The 18,936-nt window shown below is 45.7% G+C and carries 14 protein-coding genes; 13 read left to right on the top strand and 1 reads right to left on the bottom strand.

Translation table 11 applies throughout. The features are described from left to right. Window positions 1-156: 156 nt before the first annotated feature. From KI379_RS14250 to KI379_RS14240, 3 genes are all read left to right on the top strand, one after another. The gene (locus KI379_RS14250) at window positions 157-759 is read left to right on the top strand and encodes a hypothetical protein (RefSeq protein ID WP_212983966.1); all 603 of its coding nucleotides are present in this window, start codon (window positions 157-159) and stop codon (window positions 757-759) included. A 224-nt stretch (window positions 760-983) separates the two neighbouring features. Then, window positions 984-1,547, top strand: a complete 564-nt coding sequence (locus tag KI379_RS14245; protein ID WP_212983965.1) for a sigma-70 family RNA polymerase sigma factor — start codon at window positions 984-986, stop codon at window positions 1,545-1,547. Further along, the gene (locus KI379_RS14240) at window positions 1,537-2,040 is read left to right on the top strand and encodes a DUF3600 domain-containing protein (protein WP_089547535.1); all 504 of its coding nucleotides are present in this window, start codon (window positions 1,537-1,539) and stop codon (window positions 2,038-2,040) included. Before KI379_RS14245 ends, KI379_RS14240 begins: the two co-directional genes overlap by 11 nt. A 90-nt stretch (window positions 2,041-2,130) precedes the next feature. Here KI379_RS14240 and KI379_RS14235 read toward each other — a convergent pair whose 3' ends face one another. Then, window positions 2,131-2,688, bottom strand: a complete 558-nt coding sequence (locus tag KI379_RS14235) for a TetR/AcrR family transcriptional regulator (RefSeq protein WP_076164951.1) — start codon at window positions 2,686-2,688, stop codon at window positions 2,131-2,133. 142 nt (window positions 2,689-2,830) lie between these two features. Between KI379_RS14235 and KI379_RS14230 the strand changes: the two genes are divergently transcribed. The 10 genes from KI379_RS14230 to KI379_RS14185 all read left to right on the top strand — a co-directional run bounded on the left by KI379_RS14230 (window position 2,831) and on the right by KI379_RS14185 (window position 18,909). Continuing rightward, the gene (locus KI379_RS14230) at window positions 2,831-4,099 is read left to right on the top strand and encodes an acyl-CoA dehydrogenase family protein (RefSeq protein WP_212983964.1); all 1,269 of its coding nucleotides are present in this window, start codon (window positions 2,831-2,833) and stop codon (window positions 4,097-4,099) included. Further along, window positions 4,096-4,641: an NADPH-dependent FMN reductase gene (gene ssuE, locus KI379_RS14225; RefSeq protein ID WP_212983963.1), complete on the top strand. Its 546-nt coding sequence runs from the start codon at window positions 4,096-4,098 to the stop codon at window positions 4,639-4,641. The genes KI379_RS14230 and ssuE overlap by 4 nt, the downstream gene beginning before the upstream one ends. A 414-nt stretch (window positions 4,642-5,055) precedes the next feature. Further along, window positions 5,056-9,207 carry a carbohydrate-binding protein gene (locus KI379_RS14220; RefSeq protein ID WP_244879288.1) on the top strand — a complete coding sequence of 1,384 codons (4,152 nt, stop codon included), beginning with the start codon at window positions 5,056-5,058 and terminating at the stop codon, window positions 9,205-9,207. Window positions 9,208-9,602: 395 nt separating this feature from the next. After that, window positions 9,603-10,322 (top strand): endonuclease/exonuclease/phosphatase family protein, encoded by a 720-nt coding sequence (locus KI379_RS14215; protein WP_212983962.1) that lies wholly within the window; start codon window positions 9,603-9,605, stop codon window positions 10,320-10,322. Between the two features lie 419 nt (window positions 10,323-10,741). After that, the gene (locus KI379_RS14210) at window positions 10,742-12,229 is read left to right on the top strand and encodes an Lsa family ABC-F type ribosomal protection protein (protein WP_212983961.1); all 1,488 of its coding nucleotides are present in this window, start codon (window positions 10,742-10,744) and stop codon (window positions 12,227-12,229) included. A gap of 255 nt (window positions 12,230-12,484) precedes the next feature. Further along, window positions 12,485-13,426, top strand: coding sequence for an aldo/keto reductase (locus KI379_RS14205; RefSeq protein WP_212983960.1), 942 nt, complete (start codon window positions 12,485-12,487; stop codon window positions 13,424-13,426). Window positions 13,427-13,972: 546 nt separating this feature from the next. Next, complete coding sequence (locus KI379_RS14200; protein ID WP_212983959.1) at window positions 13,973-14,791, top strand: DUF2935 domain-containing protein; 819 nt, start codon at window positions 13,973-13,975, stop codon at window positions 14,789-14,791. 510 nt (window positions 14,792-15,301) lie between these two features. Then, window positions 15,302-16,966: an extracellular solute-binding protein gene (locus tag KI379_RS14195; protein ID WP_244879287.1), complete on the top strand. Its 1,665-nt coding sequence runs from the start codon at window positions 15,302-15,304 to the stop codon at window positions 16,964-16,966. A gap of 113 nt (window positions 16,967-17,079) precedes the next feature. Continuing rightward, window positions 17,080-17,985, top strand: a complete 906-nt coding sequence (locus KI379_RS14190; protein ID WP_212983958.1) for an ABC transporter permease — start codon at window positions 17,080-17,082, stop codon at window positions 17,983-17,985. Between the two features lie 45 nt (window positions 17,986-18,030). Beyond that, window positions 18,031-18,909, top strand: coding sequence for a carbohydrate ABC transporter permease (locus KI379_RS14185; RefSeq protein WP_076164971.1), 879 nt, complete (start codon window positions 18,031-18,033; stop codon window positions 18,907-18,909). Window positions 18,910-18,936 lie beyond the last annotated feature (27 nt).

The raw sequence follows: 18,936 nt of genomic DNA, 5'->3' as shown, positions 1-18,936 counted from the left end.
TGGAGGTTTTTGAGTTTGTAAGCTACGAAAGAATCCATTTGATCAATAAGCTAATAGGTAGATGAGTGTAACTTTCTATTATTTGGATGCGTTTAATAATTATTACTACTATAAAGTGAAGAGCGAGGAAATGTTTAGGAGTGAACAAATGTGAGGATGTATTTTACAAGCATTAGAAAAGTGTTTGTTGTTGGTTGTATTGTTTTTGTAGTGGCTAGTGCCATGGTATTCCAAAGCACGGATGCTAAACGTACAATGATTCAAAGCAACACAACTTCTCTGAACTTCCCTGAAAATAAACATGGGCAAACATACGGTTCAGCTCAAGAGGACAACTCCGCTGATATGCTCCCTGATTTAATCCATGCAGGAAGTGTGAATGGTATTCGAGGGTATTTGCTGAAAAAGGATTACCTCGGTGAACCTGGCGATGTTCCACTGTATGATGTTGATGGGAAAACGGTAATTGGTACTTTTCATGTTGGCGCCAAGAATGTGAACTTTCCTAAAAATAAACACGGACAGACGTACGGTTCTAGCGCAGATGCTGCTTCTCCTGGTATGGAACCTGAATTAATCAGGGCTATTGGTGTAGATGGCACTGCAGGATATGTGCTGGAGAAAGACTTAGATGGTGAGCTACCTAAAACACCCGAAGAAGCCATTGCGATACAGAACAGTAGATCACCAGATGGTCGTGATATTCCGCTGTATGACGTTGATGGTGAATCCGTAATTGGTGTGTTTCATGTTGATTAAGTGCAATGTTTATTCCGATAAAATTCAAAAGCTTCCGATAAACACATACATATTAAAGCCGCGTAGTAGCGGCTATTTTTGTTTCACAATATAGGTGGAAAATCCTATAACGGTCATCCTGAAAAATTTCCTATAACATCGCCAAAAAAAATTCATTCGCGTACTGAACCTTTTTCCCCATGAGAGCGAATTAAGGGTTGTAACACGTTCAGGAGGGGGCCCCTATGAATGATAATGAGTTACTATCGTGGCTTGAAAAAGCGAAGTTAGGCGACGAGTCCGCCTTTCAGCTAGTCTATCAGGCGACTCACCAAGACGTCTATCGGACGGTTGCTTTTCTCGTCTACAACAAACAGGATATTGAGGATATCGTGAATGAAGTGTACATGAGCATGTGGCGGACGTTTCAAACCTACGACCCGAGCCGGCCGTTCCGGTTTTGGCTGCACGGGATTACTGTCCGTCTAGTCCAAGACTGGAAAAGAAAGACATGGCGGCGAATTCGCCTCTTTGAACGAAACCGCCGGATGACATGTGAACATTTCGACGGGACGGATAAAGCTGTGCTGCAGTTCGAGATGCAGCATGAACTTTTCAGCCTTGTCCGCCAATTATCGTACAAATTACGTGTGGTCGTCATCCTTCGCTATTTTCACGACTACGCTCTGGAAGAAATTGCAGACATTCTACAGATCCCCGTTGGCACAGTGAAATCCAGGCATTACCTGGCAATGAAAGAACTCCGGAAACGGATCGAAATGACGGGAGGAGACGCGTATGTCCATTGAGAAGGAATTGCGTGAAGAGCTTCGCCAGGTGGCGGATTCGATGCAGTGCCCACCCGAATTGTATGGTCGTGTCCGACAATCCTATCATCAGTATGCAAACGATAAGAGAGGTAGATCTCCCATGAAAAAACGAGTGCTCGCAGGTATTGCCGCAGTAGCCATCCTGATTCCGTCCGTGGTTTTTGCTTCTTCCTATCTAGCCGATGATCTATTCGGTTCTGTTTCAACCATTGAACAGCACGGCGGCACACAGGAAGATTATCAAGAGATTGAAGGAATGCTGCAGGCAGCAAAAGGCAAGCTTACGGAAGATGAATTTAAGGAGTATCAGGTGCTGATAAAGCAGTTGATCCAATTAAAGCTGAAGATCACCGATGAAAAAGGGGTCAAACATGAGGAGAAGCTGACCCAAGAAGAACAGCAGCGGTTAGAGCAGCTAGCATCTAAACTGGCACCATACTTCGAGAAGATAAACAAAAATGCCAAGCCGTAATAGGAATGAAGTAAGGACCGATCCCATGTGGATGGGTCCTTTTTTTGTCAGATTGGGAGATTAACCGAACGAAAATAGAACCATTCGAGATTATTCGGCGAAATTCCATCCTGTAAAGATATTCATTTTGGTATATATTTCTTCTTCATCAATGGACATGTTGTTCTCAAACCACCAATTTAGGACACCTAAAACGGCTCCGATATAGGCCTCTATTTTAATTTGTATTTCGATGGAATTTACTTCAATGGCGTGCTGTTCGGCTAAGTATTTCTTCATGCCTTTCCCCATATCCCTCCGCAACAAATTCCTTAGGGAATCCCTTTCTTCAAATAGAAGCTGTGAAAATAAGGTTTTATGTTTCGCTGCTATAGAAAACAATTCCCGGAAATTATCCGATGGAGAAAGGGATACTTCGGCAAAGTTCCGAAATTCCTCCTCAGCAATTTGCATCACGGCATGTGAAAGTAAATCAAATTTATCCTGAAAATGCGTATAGAACGTAGTTCGGTGCACCATCGCTAAATCACAAATTTGCTTCACTGTTATTTGTTCGAAGGAGTGTTTTTCCATTAGATCAAACAGAGCATTGTACAGAAGCTTGTGGGTTCTTCGGACCCTGAGGTCGTCCGTTGTTTTGTTAACCATGACAGATTCCTTTCCGTGTATCGTTTTTCGACATATTCGCGATTTTATCGGTTGATGAGGTACATTATACATCATATCATTTAATCTACAAAGGCAGTTTAAATATACATCTGTCTAATATGATTTTGTAGGAGTGATAAATATGGCCAACTTAAGCACAGATCATCAACTCACTGCACTTGAACAGCAATTACTAAACAACGCAACAGCGTTAGTTCCCTATCTTCAAAAATTCGGAAGGCTTATAGATGAGGAAAGACATATTCCCGAAGAGGTGATTCAAAAAGTTTCGGATGCAGGTTTGTTTAAACTTGGCACACCCAAAGAGTACGGAGGTCATGAGGTTAGTATCCGTGCCATGGTTGAAATTATTTCCGAGGTAGCCAAGGGGAACGGTTCTGTTGGCTGGGTCGTTCAAATCATCAACGGGAACAATTATACCGCCTCATTATCTTTCCCTTCCCAAGTATTAAACTCGCTCTTCAGCCAGGAAGAGGAGGTGCGTTTTTGTTCTGTCTTAGCAGCACGCAAAGCTGTTGTAAAAAAAGTGGACGGCGGTTATTGGGTAGAGGAGGGCTTTTGGGGATTCGGTTCAGGTTCTAAGCATGCAACCCATGCTTTGTTAAATTTGAATGACGTGAAGTCCATGCAGGAAAGCGGGAATTTGGGGATGACGTTGGCCATAGTACCGATGAGTGAAGTTACCATTGTAGATGATTGGTATACGATGAGCTTAAAAGGATCTGCAAGTAACAGTTTGGAATTAAAAAATGTCTTTATTCCAGATCAATATGTCGTCACCCAGGACACAGAACAGATAAGTTCTTTGTCTGCCGAATTAAAAGGACGTGACAGATATAGACCTTATGTTCAGCTTATAACAAGCATTACAACAGGGATCAGCGCGATCCTCGGGCTTGCCAGGGGGGCCGTTGAATATTTTGTTGAAAAGGCGCCTCTTAAAGGTATTACGATGACTGTCCATACCTCTCAAGCGGCAGTAGGTCATATTCAGTATAAAGTAGGGCTCGCGGCCATGAAGGTTGAATCCGCGCATCTTCATATCAGTCGGGCGATTGATCATATGGAGCGACATGTACAAAATGCGGAAATATTCAGTCTAAAGGAGCTTGCTCAGCTTCAAACGGATATGACCTATGCAGCGATGTTATGCTGGGAAGCTGTAGACATGCTAATGGCTGAGAGCGGAGGGAGTGTTATTGCCGATTCCAATCGCTTATCCCAAATCTTCCGCGACATCCGAGGCGGCTCCAATCATGCGCTGACTACTGCATCCACGGGACTTGAGTTATACGGAAGAGTACTGTTGGGCTTACCGCCACAGCATGGTATGACGTTAGCTTACGTATCTTCTCTAAGAACAACTACTGGAGCTGAAGCAAACTCATGAGTAAAATAGCGATCATTTCCGGAAGTCTCAACCATAAATCCCGATTAAACGGCATGATCAACTATGCCAAGCTGAAATTGGAGCAACAAGGCTGCAAAGTGGCGATCATTGATGTTTCTTCCTTGCCTCCCGCTGATTTGATGCACGCCAATTTCAATAGCAGACTGATATTAAGTGCACACGCTAAAGTGGAAGAAGCGTCCGGCATCATTATTGCAAGTCCGGTTTATAAAACGACTTATACAGGCGTCCTAAAAGCTTACGTTGATTTATTACCGCAAAACGGCTTTAAAGATAAAATCGTAGCTGCTTTTTTCGTAGGAGGCACCATTTCGAATTTACTTTCGATTGACTATGCGTTAAAACCCCTTTTAGCTTCAATGGGAACGAAGTCTTTTGCGGAAAATGTATTTGCGATCGACAGTCAAATCGAACGGATGGAGGAAAGCGAACAAAACACCCGTTTCCAATTGGCTGACGAAATCCAGCAACGAATTGATGCTTCAATACTGGATCTGGTTTCCTACACCAAATGTATCTGACGGAGCTTTATCAAACCTACGAGTACAAAGTTACTGCTCATGGTGACAACGGGCTATGAGTCATGAATGTCTGCTGTACAGGAGTTTTGTTGATGATGTTGACTGACTAACGATCTTGAAGGAGCTGTCGTGGACAGCTCCTTTTGATATTTGCATGGGTGTAATCACCTACCGTTTAACTGCCCATAGCGATCTCATTTATTACATTATTATTGTATGATAAGCTAAAAAAACAGATATTTCTTTGAATATTACAAGATAATTGAAATAAATCGTTGACTTTGCCTGGATAATGCCGATATACTCACGATGTATTACAAATATATTGGATGAATGGAGGTGATAGGATATCGGTGGCAGGTGAAGATCGATACGATCATTTTACTATGAAAGCGTTTTAATAAAATCAGTGAGGTGATAAGTTTGATATTAAAACGGAGTATTGCGGTCGTGATGTGTGTGCTGCTCTTGTTTGCCCCTCAGGCGGCATTCGCCTATAAGAACCCGGCATCGCTGCCGGACGAATGGGGGCAATATGGACTTGGCGACCCTTACGTGCTGAAGTTTAACGGTACATATTATTTGTATGTGAGCACAAGAGACACCGATGTCGGGGTCAAAGTGTGGAGCTCTCCTGACCTTGTCAACTGGAGCTATGGAGGACTGGCCGCAACCGATCCGGTTACGAAGGGAGCCTACGCTCCTGAAGTCGTTTATTGGAACGGATATTTTTACATGTATACCTCTCCTGCCGGCAATGGTCATTATGTGCTGCGCAGTGAAAGCCCGACGGGTCCGTTTACAGTTCAAACGGGCAATTTGGGACATTCGATTGATGGCAACGTCTTCATTGACGATGATGGCAAGTGGTATTTCTATCATGCGAACGGAGAAGGAATTCTCGCAGCTGAAATGCCTACGCCGACGACGATCGGTAACAGCGTCAATACGGGGGCAAGCATGAACGGTTGGACGGAAGGTTCTACGCTGTTCAAACGCAACGGCAAATACTATATGACGTATACCGGCAACCATGTATTCAGCAAAGGCTATCGAGTCGACTACGCGGTCAGCACAAACCCGCTCAAGGGATTCGTGAGTGATACGGACAACCCGCTTCTGATCAGCACGGAAGGTCCGACCGTCGGTCTCGGCCATAATACGGTCGTCGTTGGCCCGAACCTGGATGCCCGCTATATTATTTACCACAATCTCGAAGGAAAAGGCATTGTCGGACCTCTTCGCCATATGGGGATGGACCGGATCGTGTTCAACGGTGACAAAATGTCCGTACTCGGACCGACGGCAACCGAACAGCCGGATCCGGAGATGCCTGATTTCGAGGACCGGTTTAATGGTGCGAAACTCAGCACGGCGTGGACGAATGCGGACGGTGCCAACTGGAGCTTGGATTCGGGACTTCTGCATCAGCAAGCTGCCGGTACAAGCAGGCTGTTGACTACTGCTGAGGCCGGAAGCAGCTATACGGCAGAATTTAACCTGCAGCTGGCTGAGTCAAGCAAAGCCGAAGGCCAGCGGCTGGGGGCCGTTTTCTCCTACAAGGGGGATAACGATTTCGGCACAGCGCTGTTAGATCCGGCGAGCAATTCGCTGAAGACGCAGTTCCGGGTGAACGGCGCCGATCTGGGATGGGAGGAGAGCACGCTTCCGGAAGGATACGATTATACAAAACTGCATAATATCCGGGTTGAGAAAGCAGGGGACGCGTTCAAGATCTACGTCGACGGCATGCTGAAGCAGACGCGCAGCGCCAAGCTAGGCGGCGGCAGTATCGGTTACGTCACGGAGAACGCGAAGGCTAATTTCGGTTATGTTGCTTTCAGTAACGACGTGAACGGAAGCAGCGATTTTGATGCCACGAAACCGGTTCCGGGGCAAGTCGAAGCCGTTCATTACCTGCCAGGCGGCGAAGGAATCGGATATCACGACGAGACGCCGGGTACCATCTGCAAATACCGTGGAGATGGCGTGGATACGGACACAGCAGATGACAGCACCTCACATGTCACCGCTTTCGAGAAAGGCGAATGGCTGCAATACCGGCTGAACATCGCGGAGACAGGCAAATACGATATAGATCTCTCTTATGCAGATGCAGCTCTGGGCAGCAAAGTACAGCTCACTTTGGATGGTGGACAGCCGCTGGGTGTTTTTGAGCTGACAGGTGACCCTAACGCTGCTGATGCAGGATGGCAAACCGCGCAGCTGAATGGGGTAGATTTGCCGGCAGGTGAGCATATTTTGAAGGTCACTGCCGCCTCGGGCACGACTTCGCTGGACAAGCTTTCGTTCCACCGGCACGCGGAAGTTCCGGTTCTCTATGATAACTTCGATGATGGACAAGACGACGGCTGGCAGCGGTATGAAGGCTTCTGGAGCGTGAAGTCCGACATTGCCGAGGAGGAGCAGGCTTATGACGCCTATCATCCGATCCCGGGTACGATTGGCACAGTCCACTATATCTCTGGTGGAGAGGGTGTAGGTTATCATGAGAATACACTCCAAAACATCGGCGGCGAGTACCGGGGAGATTCGGTCGATATTCGCTCCAATCCGGCCAGCGGCGGTTACAACGTCGGCTGGAACCAGACGGGAGAATGGCTGAAGTTTAACATTGACGTAGCGGAAGCCGGAACCTATAACGCAGAATTCAAAGTGGCTACTACGATGGATGGAGGTCAAATCCGGCTCTGGCTGGACGACACGACGGATCTTACCGGCATAGTAGACATTCCGAAGACCGGTGACTGGAATATCTGGAATGTGGTGCGCAAATCCGGTGTTACTCTCCCGGCAGGCAAGCATACGCTAAAAGCGGAGACGGTCCGCGGAGAATTCGATTTTGCAAGCATAGTGTTGACGAGGAGTGATCAGCCGATACCCGTGCCCGGCGTCGTCGAGGCTGAGCATTACAAGCCCGGCGGTGAAGGCGTTGGCTATCATGACTTGACGCCTGAGAACATTGGGGGCAAATACCGCAGCGATAGCGTCGACATTCGATCCGCTGCAACCGGCGATCAGATCGTAGGCTGGAATCAAACCGGCGAATGGCTGAAGTACAACATCCGCGTCGCGGAAGAGGGATTGTACGATCTCGACTTGTGGGCAGCTACGACGTTTAAGGATGCACAAGTCCGGCTGTGGCTGGATGACACGACCGATCTGACTGGTATACTGAACGTTCCTGCTTCCGGCGACTGGAATAAGTGGAAGTCGGTGACGAAATCCGGTCTCCAGCTGCCGGCCGGTGATCATGAACTAAAGGTCGAAATTGTCAAAGGCGAGTTTGACATGACGAGACTATCGCTCACCCAGTTCGATAAGCCGCACGTGCTGCCCGGATTTATTCAGGCTGCTGATTATAAGGCAGGCGGCGAAGGTACGGGCTACCATGATCTGACTCCCGTTAACATCGGCACGGAATACCGGAATGATGCGGTCGACATCCGCCGGAATGCGGGCGGCAGCTACAATGTGGGGTGGAACGCTACCGGCGAATGGCTGGCCTACAACGTAGACGTTGCCAAGGCCGGCGTGTATAACGTCGATTTCGTGACCGCTACATCGATGGATGGGGCGAAAGTCAGGCTGTGGCTCGACGATACAACCGATCTGACCGGTGAAGTCAATATCCCGAATTCCGTCACGTGGGAGAACTGGGCGACAACAACGAAGCAAGGCATTTATCTCCCGGCGGGCGCACATACCTTGAAGGTCGAAACTGTGGTAGGTGAATTCGACTTCCAGGGAATACGAATTCATCAGAATCCGATCGAACCGAAATCTGCTCATGCTGGTGAATATCAAGCAGCGGTCGGCAGCTTCGGGAAAACCTTGATCGGAGACGCCAATTGGTCTGATTACAGCGTGGAGTCTGATATCAAGCTGATTAGCGATACAGGCGACGGAGGCATTCTGTTCCGGGCGAGCAACCCGGCTCACGGCAAGGAGCTGAACCAGAACAACGCGGATTTCGTGCAGGGATATGTCGCGTACCTGAACAAACAGGGCGTTCATCTCGGCAAGTTGAATTACGGCTGGACCTATTTGACAGGAGAGCCGCTCGAGGTGAAATCAGGCGAATGGAAGCATGTAAAAGTCGTAGCGCAGGGTGCTCGCATTCAAGTATTTGTCGATGATATGAGCAAGCCGGTTATCGATTATACGGACCGCAGCGGCAGACCATTTACACACGGTAAGGTCGGCATGCGGACGTACATGAATGAAACGAGTTACGACAATTTCACGGTTCTCCCCGCTCCCATTAACGCTCCTGCCATCGGCAAGCTGCTGGAGGAGTTTGGCTCAACCGGACAGTTAGACGAGAAGATTCGGAAGCAGCTGGATAAGGAGCTTGAGCATGCCGCCGATGCGGTAAGCAAGAAGAAGCCGGACTGGAAGCAGGGGATCAAGCATCTGGAGAATTTGCTGAAGCAGCTGAATAAAGAGCAGAAGCAGAATGGCGTTTCTGATCAAGCAAAAACAACGCTCAATCGGAGCGTACAAGCACTTATTGAAATGTGGAGCGCTAATTTGGGCAAGTAGCAGGCCAAGCAATGATCTAATACCGACGTCCCCGTACCGAAAGAGCTTCGGTGCGGGGACGTTTTGCGTTATTTTATCGTGTGCCGAAAAAGACAAGAATACGTATGCCTAGCCGAAATTAAAAGGATTATCAATGGCGTGGTTGGCGCATAAATGTTACTGCAAAATCAGGTGAAGGATGTTAACGGGTAGGATTGGTGAGGGGAAATATTGAAATCAAAGCCCATTATTAAAGTCCACATGTTTGCAGGCTTTTTTGTTTTCGCTTTAGGTGTACACCCTGATATTTACGGAACATGCTGTTAAGAATAAAATGGAATCATGCACGATTCTGGCCATTGCTACGTTCAACAAACTCAAACGTTCATTTCAAAACAGAAAGACAGGGGATTCAATTGCAGATCAAGGTTGTCACTTTCAATATTCATCATGGGAAAGGGACGGATGGAAAAATAAACTTGAACAGAATTGCCGAAGCTATAGAAGAAAGTGAGCCTGACCTTATCGCTCTAAATGAAGTCGACAGGTATTTTTCCAAAAGAAGCCATTACTTGGATCAAGTATCATGGTTAGCCGGACGATTAAAGATGAATGCAGCTTTTGGGGCAGCGATCACCATCAAGAAAAAGAAGGGTAACATGATCAGACAGTATGGAAATGTCCTTTTGTCTCGTTATCCCATTGTATCGGAGAAAAATCATCCTATGAAATCTGGTATGATCGAAGGCCGATCTTTATTGGAAGCAGATGTACTCATAAATGATAAGCCACTCAAAATGTATGTCACCCATCTCAGTTTGAATCCACGCAGACGTAATAAACAAATTGAATTTATTGCGAGCAAAATTAAGGAGGATCGTTCACCTGTTGTCATTGCGGGGGATTGGAATATGAAACGGGGAGGTAAGGCATGGAGCACCATAGCGGGAATTGTTCAGGATTGTTATATGGCGGCCAAAACGCCTAGCAATACGTTTCCGTCGTTACGTCCCGTTTTGCAGCTTGATTACATTTTCACCACCCGGAATATAGAGATTACTTCCGTTGAAGTCATTAACAAGATTCCGGCTGCCTCAGACCATCTACCGTTAATGGCAACATTGAGCCTGCATTGATGCTGTATCCTTAACCGCGGCCGAACTTTTTAATAAACAGTTTACTTCAAAAGGAACGGAATCTTGACCTCAGTGAACGGATATGCTAAGTTGTGTTCATATTCATGAGATCTTGAGGGGAGGGATAAAGCGATGTCCGAATTAGAGGTTGTAGATGTTCAAGTGAACCTGTCATATCCGCGTTTTTTTGGCATGGTTCACCGAATAAACAATCAGTTACCGGAGCTTTATCCCCCATGTATACATCTGCCAAGCGATTTTTGAATGAATGTCGCTCGGTTTATTTATTGTATGGTCGGGTTCGTATAAGCGCCGAGAAGCACTGGTTGGACTGGTGTTTTTTCGGCGTTTTTTGTTGGCTTCCGGTAACGGGCGGGAACGGTTTATGTTCTGCCTACACTTAACTGGAGGTTGATTTGATGTCACAGATTTATGTTTCAAACCTGACGTTTGCCTATGAGGGCAGTTATGACAACATTTTTGAGAACATCCATTTTCAGATCGATACCGATTGGAAATTAGGGTTTACGGGCAGGAATGGAAGAGGGAAAACGACATTTCTCCGTCTGATGCAGGGGCAGCTCGAATACAGCGGGACCATATCCGCGAACGTCGAATTCGATTATTTCCCGTTCGAGGTACAACATAAGGAATACCTTACTATAGACGTAATCAGCGAGGTTTATCCAGACTTTCTTCAATGGAAACTGATTCGAGAGCTGAACTGGCTGAAGGTATCGGAGGATGTGCTGTACCGCCCGTTTAATACGTTGTCGAACGGAGAGCAGACGAAGGTGCTGCTGGCAGCCTTATTCATCAAGGACAACCATTTCTTACTAATTGACGAGCCGACAAATCATCTCGACTCGCATGCGAGAAAGCTGGTCGCCGATTACCTCAACCGAAAGAGCGGGTTTATTTTGGTTTCCCACGACCGTGCCTTTCTGGATCGGTGCGTCGATCATATTTTGTCCATCAACAAAACCAATATCGAGATCCAGAAGGGCAATTTCTCGACCTGGTGGGAGAACAAGCAGAGGCAGGACCAGTTCGAGCTGGCTCAGAACGAAAAGCTGAAACGGGACGTTCAACGCTTATCAGATTCTGCCAAGCGGACGAGCGGCTGGTCGCATGAAGTAGAAAGTACCAAAAACGGCACGAGAAATTCCGGCTCCAAAGTGGACAAGGGGTATATCGGTCATAAAGCAGCCAAAATGATGAAACGCTCGAAAGCAATTCAGCAGCGGCAACTCTCCGCCATTGAGGAGAAAAGTAAGCTTCTCAAAAATATCGAGAACACGGAGAGTCTCCAAATTTCCCCGCTTCCATTTTACAAAGAGCGTCTTGCCGAGCTGGATCATATCTCGGTTTCATACGGGTCGAACCCGGTATGCGAAGACGTGACCTTTGAGATTCAACAAGGAGAGCGGATTGCGCTATCCGGTGCAAACGGTTCAGGCAAGTCCAGTATTTTGAAGCTGGTCTGCGGCAAGGATATCCCATATAACGGAGGCTTCCATAAGGACGCCCAGCTAAAAATATCATACGTAGCCCAGGATACGTCCCATCTTCGGGGCGATTTGTCCGAATATGCGAAAAGCTGCGGGATTGATGAAAGCCTGTTTAAGTCGATATTGCGGAAGCTTGATTTCTCGAGACTGCAATTTGAAAAGGACATCTCAACCTACAGCGGCGGGCAAAAGAAGAAGGTATTGATCGCTAGAAGTCTCAGCGAAAGAGCCCATTTGTATATTTGGGACGAGCCGCTTAATTTCGTTGATGTCATCTCCCGCATCCAAATTGAAGAACTGCTGCTCGAATACACACCGACGCTTCTGTTTGTTGAGCATGACAGCGAATTTGTGAGCAACATTGCCACCAAGGTCGTTGAACTATCCGGGCGATGATGGATGGATTTATACCGATCCGCCTTGAGAGGAGTTGGCTGGGGATGTAAGGAGACAAGAACAGAACATATTCTCTTCATAGCCGCGTAACTGCGGCTTTTTTTGTTAGCCGTAATGGATATGCTTATCTACTTGCCCTTATAAAATTATCTTAATTCAGCTAACAGGCAGGATCGCTTAATCGATTCGCGAATATGGAAATATAGGTTGTACTCGATCCTGTACATATCGATTCGAGAGAGGAGTAGATGTCTAATGAAGTACGCAAAACTCGGCAGAACAGACATGGAAGTGTCACGCATTACGTACGGCGCAATGGAACTGGGAGGGGGCAATGCCTTCTCAGGCGGATTGACTCGCTGGGAGCTGAAGCCCGAAGAGGACAACATCCGGCTTCTCCGTCAAGCTTTTGAGCACGGGGTCAATTCATTCGATACCGCTGAGCTCTATGGAGCCGGACGTTCAGAGTTTATTGTAGGAAAAGCCTTAGCCAATGTAAGAAAACAGTGCGTAATCGCAACGAAGGTAAGCGCTCATCATCTACGGCCCAAAGACATCCGTACGGCCCTGTGGCAAAGCTTGTTCCGGCTGAATACGGACTATATCGACTTGTATTACATCCATACGCCCAGTAACGACATCCCAATCGAGGAAACTATGGGAGAGCTGAGCAAGTTGAAAGAAGAAGGCGTAATTCGTGCAATCGGTGTCTCCAATTTCTCTCTGGCTCAACTGAAAGAAGCCATGCAATATGGACGGGTTGACGCGATCCAGCCGGAGTATCATATGCTCCAGCGCAGCATTGAAGACGAATTGCTTGACTATTGTTTGCAAAACGACATCAGCATCATGAGCTACAACTCCCTCGCTAAGGGGATTTTGACCGGAATTTTCCACAAAGGCAAAGAGGTTACGGATTTTCGCAAGGAGAGGCCTTTATTCCAATCAGAAAACCTGCGGAAGACGGAGGACCTCATCCGTCTCTTAGGGGAAATCGCAGCAGCCAAAGGTGCCACTCTCTCGCAAATCGCAATTAGCTGGTTGCTAGGCCGGAAGGGCCTGACCTCGGCCATCGTGGGCACACAGAACGAGAAGCATTTCTTTGAGAACCTGCATTCCACTGACATAGAATTGACCGAAGAGGAAGCGACCAAGCTGGACGACTTAAGTAAACAGACACTAAAAAATCTCGACTAAACATCTAACCATTTGTTCAACGTAGGCATCGGATTTTCTTATAACTGCTGAATGTATTAATAAGGCGACCAGGGGTTGGTTGCCTTTTTTTTATTATGGAATGAAGATCTAGATTTAAATCAAGCATTGAAATTAATTAAAGGCTAAGGGAGATGTTTGAGAAAGCAAACAAGCAGCCACCAAGGGAGAGGAGAGGACACGCTGATTAAAGTAGATTCGTAAAACGACAAGAACATACACTCTTAATAGCCGCGTAGACGCGGCTTTTTTGTTTTAACTGATATATGTTCTTGAAAAATTATTATTATCAGGTTAATTATTTGTCGATCTCACGATCGTCGTTGATCAAGAAATGAGGGTGTTAAGAACACAAGTCACCGAGATGATCGAACAAGAACTCATGGAGAGGCTCCGTTAATTTCGAGCTGCTTATGCTGCTGATTTTTAAGGAAATAAAAAAACACCTCTTCAGCATATTGGAACAAGCAAACGCCATATATTCTGCGTATAATCCGATTCATTGGCCTCTAAGAAGGAGGGATATATTTGCCAGACGTATTTGTAGAACGGTCATTAGACGAAATTCGATTCTGGTCACGTATCATGAAGGAACATTCGTTTTTCCTTCGATTAGGTTTTAGAAGTGAAGATACACAACTAATTAACGAAGCTAACCAATTCCAAGCCATTTTTGAAGATATCGAAAGAAGAGCGTATTCATTTTCTGTAAACACAGATCCTCAAACCATTAGGGAATTCAACGTAGAGGTACACAATGCAGCGGCTCATATTTGGGCTTTTAAAAGAAAGGTATTGGGGCTAATCCTGCAGTGCAAGTTGCCAGGACAGAATAATTTTCCTTTACTTGTTGATCATATTAGCCGGGAAGCCAACTATTTTAGAAACCGACTGGAAGAACTGAATTCCGGAAAGCTTGAGCCTTTACATGATGCCATTATTGATGAGAATGTTTTCTTCCTCAAAATCATGGCTGATCACGCTAAATTTATAGGACACCTTCTAGATCCTTCGGAAAGAAAGCTTGTTGAACAAGCTAGAGAGTTCAGCCATGAATTTGATACCCTTATGTACCAAGCGATCGATTTAAGTTCAATGCGACCCCAATCCCAGACGATTCCATTATTGAGTCAGTTTGTTGATGAGAACCGGGTCTCCGTTAAGTCATTACGGGATTTTAAGAAGACAGCCCGAGATTTAATCGAGGAATGCCGTATAAAAAGTATCATTCATCCCCTGCTGGCAGATCATGTATTTCGGGAAGCTGAGAGGTTTTTGTTCATTCTGGATATGTTTGAACGGTCGCTATCCGGTGAGAAGGTAAACAAAAGGGAAATATTGTTCTAACTCTATTGTTTGATGGCAGCCCTATCGTAAAACAAATCCTTTCATAATATAATCTAAATGGATTTGTTGCTTAGGCGGATCATGAAGCAAAATGTTATAGATAAACACTCGAAAAAGGTCACCGTAATGGTGGCTTTTTTTGCTGACTGTATAATGAAAAGATCATAGTCATCTTATGTTTTCAAAGCGGATTTATGGTTTGAACTTACTATGAAATTATTGCAAGACGACAAGAACATGTATGATTAGCTGTAATTGATATTGTTATCAATTAAAAAGCAAGATGCCATAACCAACTCCATAATATACCAAAAAATCACCGGCACATATGCCGGTGATTTTTTGTTGATACACTTCATTTATTGATTTTTGCCTGGTGTCAAGAGGAGTATACGAAAGTAAAAATCAGTATATAGAACCGCGGGGAGCTTCTTTCTATACTAGGATTATGAAAGCCAGCAGTGCAATTTGCAGCGAAAACTAAAACGAAATATACCGGAGGGGTAAAATGTGAAGAGCAAAAAGGCACTTGCTATCGTCTCCTTGACGCTTGCATTGGCGATGTCAGGCTGCAGCAGCAAAACGTCGTCTGAGACAAACCATTCATCTGGAAATGCCAAGGAACCGATCGAAGCGACAGGCACAGGAAACGGCAATGATATGATAGAAGTTTCAACGGTTTCGCCAAGCGATCCTTACTTGAAATTTGACGAAGGTGAAAGCTTCGACAAAAACTCAGTTTATGATGCTTATGAAAAAGATATCGGTGTCAAAATTACAAACAAATGGGTTGCGGATATAAGCCAATTTAAAGAGAGGGTAAAAATAGCCATCGCATCCAACGATCTTCCGGATTTCTTGCCTGTAAACGCTACACAGCTTAAAGAGCTTACGGAAGCGGATATGATCATGGATTTGACCGAAATTTATGATCAGTATGCTACGGAAGAAACGAAAAAGTTTCTGACCATGGACGGCGGCATGCAAATGAAAACAGCCATGATCGACGGGAAAATGATGGGGATTCCGAGCTCATACAACCCATTCAACTATCAATTTTTGTTCGTTCGTATGGACTGGCTGAAGGAGCTGGGCCTGCCTGAACCTAAAACAATGGATGATTTCTTGAAAATTGCCGAAGCGTTCAAAGCGAAGAACCCTGGCGGCACCAAGGAAGCTTTCGGTATTGCGGTCAGCAAGAGCCCATTTAGTATAGAGACAGGCGTTACCGGTCTGAGAGCTTTCTTGAACGGCTATCATGCTTATGAAAACATTTGGATGGAAGACGGAAACGGCGGTTTGATGAACAGTGATATTCAGCCCGAGATGAAGAAGGCGCTTGCAGCGCTGCAAGACATGTTCAAAAAAGGGTTGATCGATCCTGAGTTTTCGGTCAAAGATACGGAAAAAGCTGCTGAGCTCATCTACGACGGCAGCATCGGCATGGTATTTGGCGCTTCCTGGACACCGGCGCAGCTTGCGAAAGGGGCTGTGAAAGACGGCAAGGTTGTTCAAGAATGGGGTGTGTTCCCGATCCCTTCAATTGATAACAAGCCTACATTAAATCAAATTGGTCTTGGCGTTGATGAATACTATGTTATCTCTAAACAAGCTAAGCATCCGGAAGGCGTGATCCGTTTGTTAAACCAATGGATCGTTGTTGACAATCATCCGACAGAAGAGCAGAAGGTATACACGTATGGCAAAGACCCTGTGGAAAAAGGCAACAACTACTGGCTGCTTAACCCGCTTCGTGTAGGCAAACAGTCTGACAATAACGGCGAAATCCTGCCTAAAGCCATTGAAAACAAAGACGAAAGCATCCTTGAGACAGTAGACCAAAAAACGCGTTATGCACGCGCCATGCAATACGTTGAAGGCGATACAAGCATGTGGTGGGAGTATATAATCTCTGGTCCTAATGGAGCCTTTTCGCATATTCCAGAAATTCAAAAGAACAAGCAATACCTGCAAAACAAATTCTACGGGGCGCCTACTCCGACGATGGCAGACCGTCAAGAAATTTTAACGAAGAAACGTGATGAAATATTCATCAAAATTATAATGAACCAAGTATCCGTAGACGAGTTTGATAAATTCGTTGCAGAGTGGAAGAAGCTTGGCGGCGATGAAATCACGAAAGAAGTTAACGAGTGGTATAAATCGCTTAAATAGGATCTGCAGCGCAGGGAGGGATTGAATCGATGCAATCCCTCTTTTTTTCTGGAATAACCAGGTTCTTGAGCAAGGTATGCACAGCTTGAAAAGTGAATCAGCGAGGTGAAGGTATGTATAGTCTGATGCGAATGTGGAAGAAGGAATGGCCGCTTCATTTGATGCTGTTGCCGGGTTTGGCTCTGATTATTATTTTTAGTTACGTTCCGATGACCGGAATTATGATGGCTTTTCAAAAATATGTGCCGAATAAAGGACTGCTCGGCTCCCCGTTTATCGGGTGGAGGAACTTCCAATTGTTAATGGATTATCCGGATATCGGCCGTATTTTTTTTAACACGGTATATATTGCTGTTATGAAAATCGTAGCCGGTTTGTTCGTGCCGATTGCCATTGCCATTTTGCTTAATGAATTGCGTAGAGAGTGGATGAAAAGAACGTTCCAAACCCTGGTCTATCTGCCCCATTTTTTATCCTGGGTGCTGCTGAGCGGTATTTTGATCGATATTTTGTCTCCTTCCTCCGGCATATTGAACCAGGTGCTTGGATGGTTCGGTATGAAGCCGATCTTCTTTCTTGGCGACAATAACTGGTTCCCCTATGTCATGGTCGTCTCCGATGTATGGAAGGAATTTGGATTTGGCACCATTGTATATTTGGCAGCGCTGACCGGAATTAACCCTACGCTATATGAAGCCGCTGAAATGGATGGCGCGGGACGCTGGAAACAAACGCTTCACGTGACGCTGCCGGGCATGATGCCGATCATCGTTCTGATGCTTACACTTAATATCGGGAATGTGTTGAACGCCGGATTTGATCAAATATTTAACTTGTACAGCGCGCCGGTTTATGAAAGTGCCGATATCATTGATACTTTCGTCTACCGCATGGGGATCCAGCAAGCCCAGTTCGGATTTGCCACAGCTGTCGGCTTATTGAAATCAGTCGTATCTTTTATTTTCATTTCCGTATCCTACGTACTCGCATACCGACTAGCGAATTACCGCATTTTCTAAGAGAATGGAAAAGTCGGTGATTCAGAAAGGAGACAGACCGTGGTCATGAAACCGTCATTTGGAAGAAGGGCTTTTCTAGTTAGCAATCTACTCTTTCTTGTTCTTGTATCTCTCTTATGCTTAATGCCGATTATTCATATTTTGGCGATTTCCTTTAGCTCGGGTTCGGCGGCAGCAGCCGGCAAGGTTGCACTGTGGCCTGTAGAATTTACAACGGCAGCTTATGATAATGTGTTCGGTAAGCCTGAATATTTAAGAGCCTTTGGCGTTTCTATAGAGCGGGTTGTAGCAGGGACGGCATTAAGCATGCTGTTAACGATTGTTACAGCTTATCCTTTATCCAAGGACCGCAATGCGTTTCGTCTAAGAACCGTTTATGCCTGGATCTTTGTGTTTACAATTTTGTTCAACGGAGGGCTTATTCCTACTTATTTGACCATTAAAAGCTTGGGACTTATTGATTCTCTCGGGGCGCTGGTGTTACCTGCGGCGATCAATGTGTTCAACGTCATCCTGCTATTGAACTTTTACCGCAATTTGCCCAAGGAGCTTGAGGATGCTTCGCGGATTGACGGAGCCGGGCATTTTGCAACACTTTGGAAAATCTATGTTCCGCTATCGTTGCCTGCACTGGCGACTACGGGGCTTTTCACGATGGTAGGGCATTGGAATAGCTGGTTTGATGGCATGCTCTATATGAATCATCCGGAAAATTATCCGCTGCAAACCTTTTTGCAAACCGTTATTATTAAGATGGATTTTCGATTTATTAAATCAGAAAATGTGGAACTCATGCTCAAGCTGTCTGACCGTACAAGCAGGGCGGCACAAATCTTCGTTGCGGCTTTCCCGATTCTTATTGTCTATCCATTCTTGCAGCGGTTTTTCATTAAAGGCATTGTAATGGGAAGTGTAAAAGAATAGGCAGGAAGGTCGTAGATCTCGGGCACA

Source organism: Paenibacillus cineris (assembly GCF_018333335.1).
Lineage (GTDB): Bacteria > Bacillota > Bacilli > Paenibacillales > Paenibacillaceae > Paenibacillus_AQ > Paenibacillus_AQ favisporus.
The sequence above is the reverse complement of the archived record's forward strand: the minus strand, read 5'-3'. Positions and strand labels throughout refer to the sequence as shown.

Excerpts from the sequence above, each read along its gene's own strand:
- KI379_RS14250 (WP_212983966.1), top strand. The coding sequence starts at position 157 with ATGTATTTTACAAGCATTAGAAAAGTGTTTGTTGTTGGTTGTATTGTT.
- KI379_RS14185 (WP_076164971.1), top strand. The coding sequence starts at position 18,031 with ATGAAACCGTCATTTGGAAGAAGGGCTTTTCTAGTTAGCAATCTACTC.
- KI379_RS14230 (WP_212983964.1), top strand. The coding sequence starts at position 2,831 with ATGGCCAACTTAAGCACAGATCATCAACTCACTGCACTTGAACAGCAA.
- KI379_RS14235 (WP_076164951.1), bottom strand. The coding sequence starts at position 2,688 with ATGGTTAACAAAACAACGGACGACCTCAGGGTCCGAAGAACCCACAAG.
- KI379_RS14210 (WP_212983961.1), top strand. The coding sequence starts at position 10,742 with ATGTCACAGATTTATGTTTCAAACCTGACGTTTGCCTATGAGGGCAGT.
- KI379_RS14205 (WP_212983960.1), top strand. The coding sequence starts at position 12,485 with ATGAAGTACGCAAAACTCGGCAGAACAGACATGGAAGTGTCACGCATT.
- KI379_RS14240 (WP_089547535.1), top strand. The coding sequence starts at position 1,537 with ATGTCCATTGAGAAGGAATTGCGTGAAGAGCTTCGCCAGGTGGCGGAT.
- ssuE (WP_212983963.1), top strand. The coding sequence starts at position 4,096 with ATGAGTAAAATAGCGATCATTTCCGGAAGTCTCAACCATAAATCCCGA.
- KI379_RS14190 (WP_212983958.1), top strand. The coding sequence starts at position 17,080 with ATGTATAGTCTGATGCGAATGTGGAAGAAGGAATGGCCGCTTCATTTG.
- KI379_RS14245 (WP_212983965.1), top strand. The coding sequence starts at position 984 with ATGAATGATAATGAGTTACTATCGTGGCTTGAAAAAGCGAAGTTAGGC.